The organism is Bacillus sp. A260, from assembly GCF_009861435.1.
GTDB lineage: Bacteria > Bacillota > Bacilli > Bacillales > Bacillaceae_G > Bacillus_A > Bacillus_A cereus.
In genome coordinates, this window is sequence record NZ_CP046398.1 from 2211197 (window position 1) to 2227490 (window position 16294).

A 16294-nucleotide genomic window follows, 5' to 3' on the forward strand; every position below is an offset into this window, starting at 1 on the left:
GATTGATACTTGATAATATGCAAAGAAAATATAGTGTTAAATTGACCTTAATTACTATCTTACAACAAATGGTTGGAAATAGCAAGTGCTGGTAATACCACTGAGTAATCTGGGTGATAATAGTAAAGGCACAAAGGCACCTCTTTTATTTATATATTATTCCTAATTTGGATTTATGCAAAATCATGTAAGAAAAACTTAGAGTAAATATTAATATTGCATTTTTTATGGTAAAATATGGTTGTTGACTGGTAGTAGTTAAATATTATAAAAGGAGAAAAGAAAGTGAAAAATAATTCATTTATAATAATTGAAGCAGCAAAAGCAGGGAGAAAAAAGGTGCATCCAGTCTTTGCTGTAATATTAGCCATTATATTTTTGACTTTAGGCGAACTTTTTATGTTATTTATGTTATTTTTACCAAAAGCTGAAACGATATTCATGAAAGGTATTTATGACAATGTTAGAATGGTGTTAACGTTTGGCGGAGCTATATTTATTTTATTTATATGGGTTCGTTTTGTAGAAAAAAGACCTTTTTCATCCATTGGCTTTTGGAAAGAGAAATGGATGAGAAAGTATTTAAAAGGTGCGTTAATAGGGTTTGTATTTATTTCAACGCCAGTTATTCTACTATTATTAATGGGGAGTGTGAAATTGCAAGTACAACATATTACCTCAACAGTAATAGTAGGAATAGTAGGATCTCTAGTTGCATTTTTTATACAAGGGGCAACGGAAGAAATTATTGTACGAGGTTGGTTATTCCCGGTTCTTTCTGTTAGAAGTCGTATATGGGTTGGGATTGTTGTGACGTCTTTCTTATTTGGTTTTCTTCATTTACTTAATCCAGGTATTACAATTCTTTCAATATCGAATATAATATTAGTTGGTGTATTTGCAGCTTTTTACGTTTTAAAAGACAGTAGTCTGTGGGGGATTTGCGCATGGCATTCCATTTGGAATTGGGCACAATATAACGTCTACGGTTTTGCAGTTAGCGGGATGACCATATATTCAACTCCGCTATTTAAACCTGCAACAAATGGCCCTGAATTCCTTCATGGAGGCTCGTTCGGAATTGAAGGTAGTATCATTACAACAATCATGCTCACTATCGCTTCAATTGTTTTATGGAGAAAGTTATGGGGAAGAAAAGCGAAACAACGAAATTTTAGTTAATGAAAGAGGGGGAAACTATGGGGATAATAGCATTTGAGGGAGCAAGCGCTGTTGGTAAAAGTACCACGTGCCGTGAATTAGAAAAGAATTATGGTGCTTATATAATACCTGAAGTGAATTCTTTATTTGAAAGGCCAAAAAATGAACATAGAACATGGTATTTTGAAAAACAAGTTGAGCGCTGGAATATAGCTGTTCAGAAGTCAGAGCAATATGAATTAGTAATATTCGATGGGGATATATATCAACCACTTAGTTATAATTGGTGCTTTCATTTTGATATATTTAATCAGCCATTATCTTTAATAGAAAATTTTTATAAAGAAAAGATGATAAATAGGGAAATTGGTTTTCCGGATCAATATTTTTATTTATATACGAACGATGAAGAACTTAGAAAGCGGAAAGTATCTGATGAGACGAAAAGAAGAAGAAACTTTGAAAAACATTTACATATATCAAAATCGTTTCAGCGTTATTATGAAAATTTAAATACTGTTACAGATGGGTATTGTAAATTAATTGAGGCGAAAAGTGTAAGAAATAATGAATTAGAAATAGTGAGAAACTCAAAAAATTTGAATGTGTGTGAAGAAAGACGTTTTGATGTTTCGAGGTTAGATGCTATTACGAAGTGGTTAAAAGAAAATCGTGCATAAAGTAAAAACAACGAGTGTTGTAGAACGCGCTCGTTGTTTTTTTGTTTCTTTATAAATATAAAGGAAAAATTTGTAGAATATTTTCATTATTTAACAGAATAATCTTTCAATTTTAAAGAAAAAGAAATACAATATGAGGAAGTATATATAAATAATATGATAGGGGATGCGATGCGATATTTTGAATGAAGTAACAGTTTTTATATAAGAAATAATTAGGTAGTCAGAACAGAGATATTTGGGAGGAAACAAGCGAGATGAAAACATTTTTGAAAATAATAGGTGTTATAGCTGGTATGGCGGTAATCGGAGTAGGTTTAACATATGGTATGCTGCATTATTTAAATAATAGTAAACCAGCTGCGAAAAAGGCATCACCAGCTGCTCCAGCAGTAGAAGTATTAGCTGATAGTAACGTAAAAGCAGAAGATGCAAAGCTTTTAGAAAATGGCAATTATTCATTGCCAAATAGTGGTTTTAATAAAAATTTTAAATGGACAGATGAGAACATACAGACAGCATTACATGAAATGGCACATCAAAAAGCGAAAGCTGATCAAAAGTGGGGCTATATTTTTATTACACAAGAGCGGATTGAAAGCTTAATTGATATTGTAAAGAGTAATGATCTTGTGCGGGGAAGTACATATGTAGAAATTTTAGAACGATGGAAACAAGGGAAATATGAAAAGGTTGATGGGGATCACAATAAGATTTGGAAATTACAAAGTGGGAATTTAGGAGAAGGAAAAGGAGTAATGTCGGAAGCTGAGCAAAAAGAATTAATTAATCAATTGTTTATGAACAAAGGTACATATTCAGGTAGTAAATTAATTGCAGGTGGGGGACAGACTAATAAATAGTATACTAATTAATGAAAGAGAGTAATTGCTTATTAGGCAATTACTTTTTTTATATGTACGTCTTAATATTTTAGTCTCGTTCAAGTAAGGAAAGAAACGACTGTAACACCGGGGAAATCCATCTAGATTTATGATAGATTACATGACTTTGAATAACTGTTGGAGTTTCGATAGGCTGAAAACATAGTTGTTCTTTTTGACAACTTTCTTGTACAACGATATAAGGAAGAATTGAAATGCCTAACTCACACATAACGGATTGTTTAATGACTTCAACATTGGAAGTTTCAAATGTTTTAGCTGGAATATTTCCGCTTTGACGTAAAAAACGATCTACCATTGTCCTATAGCCGCAGCTTTGTTCTGTAAAAATGAACTGGGTTTCCTGTAATAACTGGAATGGATTTGTATGTGCAGCGGAATAAGCTGGTAAAATCCATCCAAATGTTTCATTACTAAAAGTACGCGTAATAAAATCATTATGTTCTATACTTTCTCCAATTATGAAGACAACGTCTGTTTCTCCTTCACGTAATTTTTGTAATGCTTGTTCATTTGTGTTCGTTTCAAGTACGATATTTACTTTCGGATTTTTCTGTTTGTAAGTACGTAATAATTGTGGTAATCGGTATACCGCTAATGATTCATTAGATGTAATACTTAATGTACCTTCTAAATAATCTGTATTTTGGGGGATTTCTTGCGCTTTTTCATATATTGAAAGTAATTCTAATGCATAAGGATGAAATTGATGACCGGCTTTTGTAAGTAGCACTTTTTTCCCTAACCGATCGAAAAGAGGAATATGTAAATCGTTCTCTAAAGCTTTCATATGTGCTGTAACAGTAGATTGCGCATAACCTAGCGCGTGCGCAGCTTTAGAAAAATTACCATACTTCACAATGGCGCAAAATGTTTTAACATGTCTCATTTCCATAAGCGATCCCTCTTTTATTATCATGATTTGTGAATGATTATATCATGTATTTTAATTTTCCAAATGATTAAATTCTGTATAAAATGAAATTGTAGAAATATTCATTCAGGTGATATTGGAGGAGAAAAGATGATCAAAAAGGGCTATCATGTAGCTGTTGTTGGGGCTACAGGTGCGGTAGGGCAAAAAATTATTGAACTGTTAGAGAATGAAATGAAGTTTAATATAGTTGAAGTTACATTGCTTTCGTCAAAACGATCCGCTGGTAAGAAAGTAAGATTCAAAGGACGAGAGATAATTATACAAGAGGCAAAAACAACTAGCTTTGAAGGTGTAGATATTGCCTTTTTTAGCGCTGGGGGAGAAGTATCTAGACAATTTGTAACTCATGCAGTTTCTAGTGGTGCGATTGTAATTGATAACACAAGTGAGTACCGAATGGCACAAGGTGTACCGCTCGTTGTTCCGGAAGTGAATGCGCACACTTTAAAACAGCATAAAGGTATCATTGCAGTTCCAAATTGTTCAGCACTACAGATGGTAACAGCACTTCAGCCGATTCGAAAATCATTTGGTTTAGAAAGAATTATCGTTTCAACATATCAAGCTGTATCGGGTTCTGGCATTCATGCGATTCATGAATTACGAGAGCAGGCTAAGTCTATACTTGCAGGTGAAGAAGTGAAGAGTGATATATTACCGGTGAAAAATGATAAAAAACATTATCCAATAGCATTTAATGTACTGCCTCAAGTAGATATATTTACAGACAATGATTTTACTTTTGAAGAAGTCAAAATGATTCAAGAAACGAAGAAAATATTAGAAGATGAAAACTTGAAAATGGCAGCTACTTGTGTACGTGTTCCAGTTGTATCGGGGCATTCAGAATCGGTTTATATAGAACTGGAAAAAGAAGCAAGCGTTGCGGAAATCAAGGGAATACTAATGGATGCACCAGGTGTTATTTTGCAGGATAACCCTAGTGAACAGCTGTATCCAATGCCATTATATGCAGAAGGGAAAATAGATACATTTGTCGGAAGAATACGTAAAGATCCTGATACGCCAAACGGATTCCACCTCTGGATTGTTTCCGATAACCTATTAAAAGGTGCGGCTTGGAATTCAGTTCAAATTGCAGAGACTTTAGTGGAAAAGGGGATACTTTAATATAGTTTAAAAAACTGGGGAATCGTTAATGACTCCCCAGTTTGTATTTCATAATTGTTTTCTTTATTTCGGCCGACTTTAATTAAAATTAGTCGTTATTGAATTTTTATAAATGTCTACTTTATGTGCAGTGAAGCGTAAGGTTTTTGATTCTGCATGAATTGTAAGATTAATAATAATCGATAACGGCATTTCGACCGTTTTCACAATATCTTCTATAGCAATATACTCATTTTTTGCTTCCTTATAATAAACAACAGAACGAATTACGGCCTCGTCACCTTCAATATCAATTTCACACATCATAGGGAATTTTTCACCATTATGTAAGAATAATTCGCCTAGTACGATTGAACCGTTTAATTCTTCTGTAAAATTAGTAGTTGCCGCTGGTTTTACCCATGTTTCGTCATGTTCTTCGTTTTCCTCTTCATCTATTCCCCATTCCCAAATGGGGTTTTGTTTTAGGTCCTCAATAGTTAATTTATCAATTGGTTTGCAACTACTCATACATAAATTCTCCTTTTATTTTGATAAATAAGTTTTTTGATTTCATGAATTAGATGATTGCTTATAAGTGGGTTTAACAAAGTATTTTGCTCATTTGATATCCAAACTACTTTATTTTGAAATAAAGCTATTACAGCAATATTAACAAAACTTTAATTGTCTAGTAAATAATTATTAGTGGAGATATTAAAATGGGATGGTGTTAAAGAAAGATAGTAAAAAACATCAAGGATGAATGAAATCCATTTGGTACGATATGGATATATCCAATGTGAGGGGGAGTTTGATGTATCAAGTAAAGGGGTATTTTTCATCATTAAAAGGAAGTTATTATGAGATTGGAAAGCAACAAGGGGAATTCGTGAAACAAAATCCGTATCTCATCCCGCAATTTATACACGAAGAAAATGTAATATCTAATAACCATTGGACAGAATCGAGAAATATACTAAACAAACATTGTCCAGGCATAAATGAAGAAATTGAGGGGGTTTGTGAAGTGTTAAAAATTCCTTCAAAAAATATGATGTATTACTATCAAACACTATTGAAAGCAGGTTGTAGTCATTGTGCAGTATTACCTAAAAAGACCGATTTAGAGCACACATATGTATTAAGGAATTATGATTTGTCACCAGTAATAGATGATATGCGTTTTTGTTCAACTCATGTTGAAGGTGCGTATGCACATAGTGGCTTTTCTACTCAATATTTTGGCCGAACGGAAGGGATAAACGAGCATGGATTAGCTGTTACATTTTCAGCATGTGGTCAACCAGTAGGAAATATTGCAGGTTTAAGAAAGCCAATGGTGAGTGGTTTACAATGTTTTGCGGTAATTCGATTGTTGTTGGAGAAATGTAAAAATGTGCAGGAAGCTAAGTTACTAATAGAAGAAATCCCAATTGCTAGTAATATTAATTTAATAATAGCTGATCCTTTAAATGCAGCATATATTGAAATATTTGACGGTCATAAATCCACAATAATGATTGATGATGAAAAACAAGCTTTTATTGTATCAACAAACCATGCAGTTAGTTCATCAATTCAGAAATTAAATAATAGGAAATTAGAACAATCAACAAAGAGATATTACCTTTTACATGAGCATTTAAATAGATGTGAACAAGTAAGCATAGAGTCTTTAAAAAAGTTAGTAGAAGAAGAATATCCTGCTGGACTTACTGTGCATAACTATGAAGAATGGTTTGGAACTTTACATTCTGTATTATTCGATTTACATGATCGTACAATGAAGATTTGTTTCGGATCACCACTTTTAAACGACTGGTATTCATTGAAAGTTGGAGGAAGTATGCCGTTTTCTGAGGTGAACGTGAACTTTAAAAATAAAACTTATACTGACTTTTGGAAGGAAGATAAGAATGAATTGATACCTAAAAGATAAATGGGATAAGATGGTGATGTAAAGAGTGCATTTATACTGGAGGGATTATCAATACTAAAGGTTATGTTACCATTTGTTCTTATCTTTTTTCTTGTCATTGCGATGTATATTGCTTATCAAAAGAGAAAAAAGTCTGGGATAAAAGGATTGAAAAGTGCGGTAACTTCTATTTGCTTCTTTTCACTTGCAATCTTAAATATGTTTGCATATTGGTTTCATTTTGGCGGTGCTTTTACTTGGTTATTTTCAATTGTATTATTGCTAGTTGGTGCATATTTTACTAAATATATTCCAATATCTAAAAAGGTACATTAAAGTTTATAAGAGTTAAATATAATGTTTACTTTGTTTTGAAAAGAGATTATTCTACTAAATTGTTGTGAAACGGTTTCATAGGATAATCTCTTTTGTTTAGTTTTGGAAAGAACGTACTGTGATTTTTAGTTGCTCAATAAATTCTCGAGTTGCAGCACACATATATTTATCTTTTCTATAAATTAGCCCTATTTCAATTATTGGAGTAGGGTTTTCTATTTTAATAGCTTGAATGTTTTTATTTTGTAAAAAGTCTATATATGGTTTGGGTAACACTGTAATTCCCATTCCTTTGGAAACCATTTGGATTAAAGATTCCATCGTACTAATTTCTAAAATTGGCCTTGGTTTAAAGTTTAACTTTTGACAATGAGATGTAATTAGTTCGGTTAAAAAGAAATTTTTAGGTAAAAGAATTAAAGGGTAGTTCTGTAATTCAGCAATAGATACATGATTACGTTCAGCTAATCGATGACCAGTGGGCACGACCAATGTAAGATCGCTTTTGTATAGAGGGATGGAGATAATCTCTTTATCTTGCACCGGGAGAAATGTAATTCCAATATCTAGTTCGTTTTGTAATAATTTTTCACGAATATCTCCTGTACGAAGCCCTAATACAGAAAGCTCTATATTAGGATATAAATTATTAAAATTTAAAATAGCTGGTGGTAGTAAATAATTTACGACGGTTAACAAAGCCCCTATTGTTAAGGAACCTTGCTGTAATCCGTTTAGGTCTTGAATAGCTGAACGAGCTTGTTCGACTTCATGAAAAATGGTTTTACTATGTGATAATAAAACCTTCCCTGCTTCAGTTAAAGATATTTTTTTACCAATTCGATCGAAAAGTGGCATTCCTACTTCATGCTCTAATGCACGTATTTGTTGACTTAGTGAAGGCTGTGAAATATTTAATTTCTCAGCTGCTTTTGTGAAATGTAATTCTTTTGAAACAGCTAAAAAGTATTCAAGTTGTCGTAATTCGATTGGAATCACCTCAAGTATAATAATAGGTTATACCTATCATTATTATATAAATAATTGAATTGAACAATGATTTTAGAGGTTTTATAATCATCTTTATATAACAGAGAGGTTTGTAAAAATTAATCGAGAGAAAATACATGTAACACCTTTAAAGGAGGAAATAGAATGGCTAATGAATATCAATTATTATCTTTAAATATAGGATTACCAAAAGAGGTTACATACGGCGGAAAAGTAATTCATACAGGCATAAATAAGAAACAAGTAAAGGAACCGGTATATTTATCCTTTGTAAAATTTAATGGGGATGGACAAGCTGACTTAGTTCATCATGGAGGAGTAGATAAAGCAGTTTGTGTTTATACTGGTGATCACTATCCATATTGGGAAAAAGAATTGAATCAAGATTTTGTATATGGGGCTTTCGGAGAAAATATAACAGTTAGTGGTATGCGCGAAGAGGATGTTTGTATTGGTGATACGTTTGAGCTAGGACAGGCAATCGTACAGGTAACACAACCAAGGCAACCTTGTTTTAAATTAGCAAAAAAATATAATATTCCAAAGTTACCACTATATTTTCAAGAAACAGGATATACAGGATTTTATTTTCGTGTATTAAAAGAAGGATGGGTATCATCAGTCGATACCTTAAAAAAACTACAGTCTGATCCAAAAGGTGTTTCAGTAGCGTTTGCTAATCGTATCATGCATAAGGAAAAACAAAATATTGAAGGGGTAAAAAGGATATTAGAAGTAAATGCACTTTCATGTAGTTGGAGAAAGTCTTTTGAAAAGCGTATAAGTGGAGAAGAAATTAATACGAAGGAAAGACTTGAAGGAATAAAAGACTAAAAATATTTTATTATAAATAGTGTATTTCTATTAGTAAAAGCTAATTAGAAAGCGCTATTTTTGTATAATAAACTAATTAATATCCAAAAATCTTAATATCGTTTTATTCGACTTATTTTCAAATAGTCAAAACATAAAATTAATTAGACTTTTTTTTTATGTTTTGTGATAGTATATTGATTGGTAAGACCTCTATTTTTAAGAGTAGGTCATATAAGTATATCTAATTTAATGGAATTTAACATTTGGAGGTACAACATGGGGAATGTTGAAAAATTGGCAAGTCTTCTAATAGAAGAACCGAAAAGAGAGCAGTTATTTCCTTTATTTGAAGAAGTGTTTGGAATTACAACTCAAACATTGAATGATTTTTCGGATAAAGGATATTGGGATGATACATATAAAGCTTTATCATTTTTACAAGAAGATAAAGTGATTGCAAATGTTGCGGCATTTTCACTCCCATTATTAATTAATGGTGAAAAAATAAATGCAGCGGGTATTCAATCAGTAATGACACACCCTAATTTTCGTAGACAAGGGTTAATGACACAATTAATGGGTAAAATGATAGAAGAAATCGATAAGAAATGTGAATGTGCATTATTGTTTACGGAAAACCCTGAACTATATACAGCATTTGGATTTAAAGTTGTGCAGGAATATTTGATGACTATACCATATGATAAAAATATTAATAATAACGATTCACTACTTAAAAAGTTAGATTACTATAATATAGAGAATAGACAGTTAATACATGAAACTATTGATAGTAGCCAAAGACTTTCAAATAGTTTTTCAACTTTAAACTTCCATCCTTCATTTTATTTGAATATGTATGATTCGGAATGGAATGAGAAATTGTATTATTCAGAGAAACTAGATGCTCTAATCGTTTATGAAGTAGAAAATGAAAAGTTGAAATTATTTGGAGTATTTGCGCCAGTACTTCCGGTTTTAGATGAATTATGTGGAGAAATCAATGAAAGGTTTACGGAAATCGAATTTTATTTTTCTCCGGATCAATTAGGGGTTGAGGAAGTACAGTTTACAGAAGTACAGTCTAGCAAGTATTTAATGGTTCGAAGTGATAAAGAGTTAGATTTTAAAGGTTATAAATTCCCAGTATTAGCGGAGTTTTAAATGTCTATATAAATGCTTTATTATGGAGGAGCTATGAATATATCGTATATACCAGAACATATTGAGCAACTCACTATAATGAATGTACCTGAATACTATAAAATTAATGATAATCATGCGTTTATTGTCCGTTCGAAAGCAGAAACTGATTTTTGGCTTAAAACACATTATGGTTTTGAAGTAATGAATGGTCATGTATTTTATAATGAGATGATGACAGACTTTCAAGCTGAAGTTCAGTTACGTATGAATCCAAATTCAAAATTCGATCAAGCAGGTCTTTTTGTTATGATTTCGGAGAACTGTTGGCTAAAAACATCTTTAGAATATATCCCCGAAGGGCCATCTCACTTAGGTGCTGTCGTAACGAATAATGGATATTCTGATTGGTCAACGCAAGATTATCCAACTGAAGCAGCTAAGCAACAACTTCGTTTTCGAATTATTCGAAAACGCGGTGATTATACAATATATGTGAAAAAGAGACATCAATGGGAACAAATAAGAATCGCTCATTTAATGGAGGATATAGGAAATGAGCCTATTAAAATAGGTTTTTACACGTGTAGTCCTTCTAAAAATAAGGGATTTGAGACTGAGTTTTTACATTTTACAATTGAAGAATTATAGATGAAAAACCGTATTCTTTTCATTAAGAATGCGGTTTTTGTATTTACATAATATAAAGCATATGTATTGACCAGAAAGTCATTAATACTTATCATTTAATAATGTTAAATATTAATTTACATAATATAATAGAAGTAATGAAGAAATTACAAAAAATATCGCTTAAATAAGGAGGGATATGAATTATTCAGTGGTAATTTCATGGGAAAAGGAGACTATGTATGAAATCATTTCGTAAGTTATTACAGTATTTAAAACCATACATGTTCTTCGCTATTATTGGACCGCTATTTATGGTACTTGAGGTTGCGATGGACTTAATTCAACCGACTATTATGCAACATATCATTGATGTTGGGATTGCAAATCGGGATTTAAATTATGTAATAAAAATGGGGCTTCTTATGATAGGAGCAGCAGCACTCGGTTTAGTTGGAGGGCTTGGGTGTATGATGTATTCTACAAAAGCAGCTGTTAATTTCGCTACTGACATACGAAAAGATGTGTTTGCGAAAATAGAAACATTTTCTAGTAATAATCGTGATTCATTTGGAACAGGTAAATTATTAACGATCGTGACGAATGATATCACTTCCATTCAATCAGCAATGACGATGACATTACGTGTTCTCGTTCGTGGTCCGCTGTTATTTATCGGAAGTATAATTATTGTTTTTGTAACAGCAAGAGAGTTATTTCCAATATTACTTGTAGTTGTTCCGATTTTATTACTTGCGATTATTTTAATTGCAAGTAAAGCAAGTGGTACATTTAAAAAGGTGCAAGAGGCATTGGACAAAGTGAATACAAAGTTACAAGAAAATTTATCTGGTGTACGTGTTATAAAAGCGTATGTAAGACAAAAATATGAAATCGCTCAATTTGGAAGTGTAAATACAAATTTAACGAAGATAAATATTCGAGCTGTGCAGCTTATTTCTTTAATGATGCCAATCATTATGCTAGTTGTAAGTGGCGGGATTGTCGCAACATTATGGATTGGTGGAGAAAAAGTATTCAATGGAACGCTTCAAGTAGGAGCGATTTTGGCATTTATTAATTACTTGAATATCATTTTAATGTCACTTATGTCGATTAGCATGGTATTTATTCAAATTGCGAGAGCTTTTCCATCTGCGGATCGTGTACAGCAAGTGTTAAATACCGAGGTTGATATTATAAGCGAAGCGAATGCGATCGAACCTGAGAAAATTGAAGGAAATATCGAATTTAAAAATGTTAGTTATAGCTATACGAAAAATAATGAATACGTTTTAAAAGATATTTCGTTTAGCATACAAAAAGGTGAAAAAGTAGGGATTATTGGATCAACTGGAAGTGGTAAATCTACCTTAGCGAAACTGTTACCACGTCTATATGATGTGGATCATGGTGAAATATGTATAGATGGAATAGATGTTAAAAAATATGATTTGCAAAAACTCCGTGCTTCAATAGGGTTTGTACCTCAGAAGGCGTTGTTGTTCTCAGGCAGTATAGAAGAAAATTTACGTTATGGTAAAGAAGATGCAACACATGACGAGCTGGAAGTAGCAGCTGCATCAGCTTGTGCGACTGAGTTTATCAATAAGCTCGAAGAATCTTATCAATATAATTTAACACAAGGCGCGACAAATCTATCAGGTGGACAAAAACAACGTGTATCAATTGCAAGGGCACTTGTGAGAAAGCCACCGATTCTCATATTAGATGATTCTACATCAGCAGTTGATGCAAAATCAGAGGCTACTATTCAAATAGCTTTAAAAACAAAATATAAAGGCACAACAACTTTATTAATTGCGTCTAAAATTTCTTCCATAATGGATGCGGATAAAATACTTGTATTAGATAATGGTGAATTAGTTGGCAATGGTACACATGAACAATTGTTAGAACGAAGTGAGGTTTATCAGGAAATTTATCTTTCCCAAGGTGGTAATTTAGATAAAGAAGGTGGGGAAGAACATGCGTAATTTTCAAGGGCAATTTGCTAATAAAGGTGGACGAAACACCCCAAAGATGGGAAAAGCTAAAAATGCTCAAGGAACTGTAATGCGGGTATGGAACTATATGGGCTATCAAAAAGCTGCTCTTATGTTTGTTATATTTCTAGTCGTTGTTACTACATTACTTGGATTATTAGGTCCCTATTTTATGGGAGTTATTATAGATCAATATATTGTACCGAAAGATTTAAGTGGTACAGCAAGAATGTGTATGTTACTTATCGCGATTTATGGTGTAACTGTACTTTTAACATGGTTACAAACGTTTGTCATGATTAACGTTGCATTAAAAACAATTCAAAAAATACGACAAGATATTTTTGAGAAAATCCAAACGCTTTCTTTACGGTTCTTTGATGTGCGTTCTCAAGGTGATTTAATGAGCCGTGTGACAAATGATATAGATAATTTGAATCAAGCTTTGACACAAAGCGTTGTACAAATTATTTCATCAGCATTAACTTTTATAGGTGTAACGATTGCAATGTTCGCCTTAAATTGGATTTTAGCAATTGTAACTTTAATTACAGTACCTATTATGTTTTACGTTACAAAAAAACTAGTTGCATATAGTGGTAAAAACTTTGCGAAGCGTCAAAAAGATTTAGGTGAATTAAATGGATTTATTGAGGAAGCAATTACAGGTGCGGATGTTACAACGTTGTACGGAAAAGAAAAAGAAACTGTACAAAATTTCAATAAAATTAATGAACAGCTAAGAGTTTCAGCTACGAAGGCTGATACATTTTCAGCTTTTATTTTTCCAAGTATGAACTTTATTAATAATTTAGGTATGGGCCTTGTCATTGGGACTGGATCAGTTATGGTCTTAAACGGAATGACAACAGTAGGAGTTATTGCGGCTTTTATTAATTATTCTCGTCAATTCTCAAGACCGCTAAGTCAATTTGCGACTTTAATGAATACAATTCAAGCGGCAGTTGCTGGTGGAGAACGTGTTTTTGAAATTATGGATGAGGTACCAGAAATTCAAAATAAAAAAGACGCATTCGTTGTACAAAATTTACAAGGGCATGTTGCACTTGAGAATGTTTCATTTGGCTACGCAGAAAATAAAACGATTTTAAAAGAAGTGAGTCTTAAAGCGCAGCCAGGAGAGACAATTGCTTTAGTTGGTCCGACTGGATCAGGGAAAACAACAATCATTAATTTGTTAACTCGCTTTTACGATATACAGCAAGGACAAATTCATATTGATGGAAAAGATATAAAAGATTATGATATTAATTCTTTACGAAGTAAAATAGGAGTAGTTTTACAGGATACGTATTTATTTGCTGGTTCGATTATGGATAATATCCGTTATGGAAGCTTAGATGCTACTGATGAAGAAGTTATCACTGCAGCTAAGGCAGCATCTGCACATTCTTTTATTAAGCATTTGCCAAATCAATATGAAACAGAAATTGCTTCAGAAGGATCGAATTTAAGTCAAGGACAAAAACAACTTCTAGCGATTGCACGAGCAATTTTAGCAGATGCAGATATATTAATTCTCGATGAAGCGACATCAAATATTGATACAAGAACAGAATTACAAATACAAGCAGGACTAAATAATTTAATGAGAGGTCGCACAAGTTTTGTGATCGCTCATCGACTTAAAACAATTGAAAAAGCAGATCAAATTCTTGTTATAAAAGATGGAAATATTTTAGAAAGAGGGAATCATGAATCTCTCATGGAAGATAGAGGGTTTTATTTTGATTTGTATACGAGTCAGTTTAAAATATAGTAAAAGCATTGATATGTTGCGGTTTCTCTTGAGAGGAGAAACCGCATTTTTTATATTTGCAAATATTACTATCCAAATGGTCTTTCACTACATATTTTAACAGCATCCACCTGCATTCCAGGCAAAACATGTGAATAGCGATTTAATGTTATGAACATATCTTTATAACTGAAGTGTTCACTTACAGTCTTTGGATGTATACCTTGTTTCAAAAGTAGCGTAGCATGTGTATAATAACGTAAATCATAAAATCGAATTTTAAAAATCGGAGTTTAAATAAAAAGAGCGCTGTTAAAAGCGCTCTGAGACAAACCATACATTTAGAGAGGAATCAAGATAATATATGGATATTGTGTGAGGATGTTGTAGGTTTTAATTAAAAATAAAGCACACATATAAGTGTGCTTTTATGAACGCTTTAGATTTGTATGACTATATAGTCATACAATAAAATATGCTTGTTTAATATAAATGTGTGTCAAATCTATAAAAAGATATTGTGTATAAGGAACAATAAATATTAATTAGCTAAGTCTTTTGTTTTTATCCTGCTATTTGCCGGACAGTAAGACCCCCACCTTAAAATTTAGCGGAAGCAAAGAAGTTAGGTGGGGGCTGGACTGCTCATAAAAGCCCATTGGTGAGGGCTGATTAAAGTTTCACTTTATTAACGAATTTGCACAACTGTTAACGCTGCAGAACGAATATCTACTGTACCTATTACTTCAACGGGGACAATTTGAATTAAATCACCAGGGTTTAAGTTAATTAGAATGACCCCACTTGATACATCGACTTCACCAGTTCCGATAATATTAGAACGGACTGCGGATCCGGATCCTGCAATAATATTAGTCGATGAATTTAATGTCAAGAAAAAGCGAGCTGCTTCCGGGGCTAATGGGACGTTATCAAGGCTAATCGTTAATGTATAGCTAATTTGATAAATACCAGCTACCTGAATTTTAATACCAGTTCCAGTACTAATTGTATCATTAATTACAGGGACAGTAATGTTAGGATTTGGGCCTGTACTAGGTAATAGTAGTGGTGTAAATAATGTTGCAAATTGAGGTGAAGTAGCATTGAAGGCAAAACCTAGGGCAGGTAGTGAACTAGGTGCTTGTGCTTCACAATTAAAATTAGCGAATTTACGAATGGATGAGCGCATATTTTCACTCCTTTCTTGTATTTAGATTTCGTGAGTATTAACTTCACATTTTGGACAAGCATAATACAATATATGAAAATTTATAGTAGATAGTGCACAAGCATTACTATTACGGATAAAGCTATGAATAATAATAAATACTATATGGAAAAAGCAGTTAGCTAATTTAACTAACTGCTTAGTCGGTTCTCCAAGAGCAAATAGGCGAAAAATTATTGCGCTATATAAAAGATCGCTATAGATAAGTGCTCTTTTTGAGAGTGAGTATAAAATTCTATCATTCTATCTAGTATGTGCACTGTATTATGTAGTTGCTACTAAAATTGATGTGAATTTTTAAAATTAGAGGTTTCTTTCAATGAAACCTCTAAAAAGACAACTAAATTTACGTTATAGTAAATTCAATTGCGATAGGAGTGCCTCCATCTAGGACTGCTCCTCCTACAATAGTAGCAGCTGTAGTAGTCACACCAGTAATAGTATCACCTGTTTGAATAACACCATTAATATAAAGTGTTAAAAAGGCATAAGAAGCAGGGAATGTTGTTACAGCACCAGTGTCATCAGTGAAGTCTGTGTTAGCAAAAGTTAAATCTGCTCCAGCAGCAGTTCCTGTTGCTGCTGTACTTACAAATCGTCTTCCTGCTATAAAAGGTTTAACGATAGGCATTTATATTCACCCCTTTT

16 protein-coding genes are annotated in these 16294 nt (G+C 32.6%); 11 read left to right on the forward strand and 5 right to left on the reverse strand.

Translation table 11 applies throughout. The annotated features are described in order from the left end of the window. The first annotated feature begins 285 nt into the window (after nucleotides 1-285). From GD442_RS11295 to GD442_RS11305, 3 genes are all read left to right on the forward strand, one after another. Nucleotides 286-1182 (forward strand): CPBP family intramembrane glutamic endopeptidase, encoded by an 897-nt coding sequence (locus GD442_RS11295; RefSeq protein WP_000794821.1) that lies wholly within the window; start codon nucleotides 286-288, stop codon nucleotides 1180-1182. Next, nucleotides 1182-1841, forward strand: coding sequence for a DEAD/DEAH box helicase family protein (locus tag GD442_RS11300; RefSeq protein ID WP_002024134.1), 660 nt, complete (start codon nucleotides 1182-1184; stop codon nucleotides 1839-1841). Before GD442_RS11295 ends, GD442_RS11300 begins: the two co-directional genes overlap by 1 nt. Nucleotides 1842-2098: 257 nt before the next feature. After that, nucleotides 2099-2704 carry a PRK06770 family protein gene (locus tag GD442_RS11305; protein WP_000846986.1) on the forward strand — a complete coding sequence of 202 codons (606 nt, stop codon included), beginning with the start codon at nucleotides 2099-2101 and terminating at the stop codon, nucleotides 2702-2704. A gap of 70 nt (nucleotides 2705-2774) precedes the next feature. Here GD442_RS11305 and GD442_RS11310 read toward each other — a convergent pair whose 3' ends face one another. Continuing rightward, a complete protein-coding gene (locus tag GD442_RS11310) occupies nucleotides 2775-3641 on the reverse strand; it encodes a LysR family transcriptional regulator (RefSeq protein WP_000425899.1) in 867 nt (288 codons plus the stop codon). Between the two features lie 129 nt (nucleotides 3642-3770). Between GD442_RS11310 and GD442_RS11315 the strand changes: the two genes are divergently transcribed. Further along, on the forward strand, nucleotides 3771-4814 hold the full coding sequence (locus tag GD442_RS11315) for an aspartate-semialdehyde dehydrogenase (protein ID WP_000591712.1): 1044 nt from the start codon (nucleotides 3771-3773) through the stop codon (nucleotides 4812-4814). Between the two features lie 78 nt (nucleotides 4815-4892). On the opposite strand, the gene GD442_RS11320 is transcribed toward GD442_RS11315, so the two are convergent. Beyond that, nucleotides 4893-5324: a hypothetical protein gene (locus GD442_RS11320; protein ID WP_000093112.1), complete on the reverse strand. Its 432-nt coding sequence runs from the start codon at nucleotides 5322-5324 to the stop codon at nucleotides 4893-4895. A gap of 286 nt (nucleotides 5325-5610) precedes the next feature. On the opposite strand from GD442_RS11320, the gene GD442_RS11325 reads away from it, so the two are divergent. Continuing rightward, nucleotides 5611-6735 carry a C45 family autoproteolytic acyltransferase/hydrolase gene (locus GD442_RS11325; protein WP_000285236.1) on the forward strand — a complete coding sequence of 375 codons (1125 nt, stop codon included), beginning with the start codon at nucleotides 5611-5613 and terminating at the stop codon, nucleotides 6733-6735. Nucleotides 6736-6798: 63 nt separating this feature from the next. Continuing rightward, nucleotides 6799-7050, forward strand: a complete 252-nt coding sequence (locus GD442_RS11330; RefSeq protein ID WP_000936604.1) for a hypothetical protein — start codon at nucleotides 6799-6801, stop codon at nucleotides 7048-7050. Between the two features lie 96 nt (nucleotides 7051-7146). Here GD442_RS11330 and GD442_RS11335 read toward each other — a convergent pair whose 3' ends face one another. Further along, nucleotides 7147-8049: a LysR family transcriptional regulator gene (locus tag GD442_RS11335; RefSeq protein WP_000612248.1), complete on the reverse strand. Its 903-nt coding sequence runs from the start codon at nucleotides 8047-8049 to the stop codon at nucleotides 7147-7149. 156 nt (nucleotides 8050-8205) lie between these two features. On the opposite strand from GD442_RS11335, the gene GD442_RS11340 reads away from it, so the two are divergent. The 5 genes from GD442_RS11340 to GD442_RS11360 all read left to right on the forward strand — a co-directional run bounded on the left by GD442_RS11340 (nucleotide 8206) and on the right by GD442_RS11360 (nucleotide 14436). Next, entirely contained in the window at nucleotides 8206-8895 is a 690-nt protein-coding gene (locus GD442_RS11340) for an MOSC domain-containing protein (RefSeq protein ID WP_001262990.1), read from the forward strand. Nucleotides 8896-9153: 258 nt separating this feature from the next. Next, the gene (locus tag GD442_RS11345) at nucleotides 9154-10041 is read left to right on the forward strand and encodes a GNAT family N-acetyltransferase (RefSeq protein ID WP_000528674.1); all 888 of its coding nucleotides are present in this window, start codon (nucleotides 9154-9156) and stop codon (nucleotides 10039-10041) included. Between the two features lie 33 nt (nucleotides 10042-10074). Next, nucleotides 10075-10671, forward strand: coding sequence for a DUF1349 domain-containing protein (locus GD442_RS11350; RefSeq protein ID WP_001027672.1), 597 nt, complete (start codon nucleotides 10075-10077; stop codon nucleotides 10669-10671). Nucleotides 10672-10892: 221 nt separating this feature from the next. After that, complete coding sequence (locus GD442_RS11355; RefSeq protein WP_000834785.1) at nucleotides 10893-12647, forward strand: ABC transporter ATP-binding protein; 1755 nt, start codon at nucleotides 10893-10895, stop codon at nucleotides 12645-12647. After that, entirely contained in the window at nucleotides 12640-14436 is a 1797-nt protein-coding gene (locus GD442_RS11360; RefSeq protein ID WP_001243562.1) for an ABC transporter ATP-binding protein, read from the forward strand. Before GD442_RS11355 ends, GD442_RS11360 begins: the two co-directional genes overlap by 8 nt. A 667-nt stretch (nucleotides 14437-15103) precedes the next feature. Here the strand turns inward: GD442_RS11360 and exsF are convergent. After that, nucleotides 15104-15607 (reverse strand): exosporium protein ExsF, encoded by a 504-nt coding sequence (exsF, locus tag GD442_RS11365; protein ID WP_001257871.1) that lies wholly within the window; start codon nucleotides 15605-15607, stop codon nucleotides 15104-15106. A 385-nt stretch (nucleotides 15608-15992) separates the two neighbouring features. Then, on the reverse strand, nucleotides 15993-16277 hold the full coding sequence (locus GD442_RS11370) for a DUF4183 domain-containing protein (protein ID WP_001123247.1): 285 nt from the start codon (nucleotides 16275-16277) through the stop codon (nucleotides 15993-15995). Nucleotides 16278-16294 lie beyond the last annotated feature (17 nt).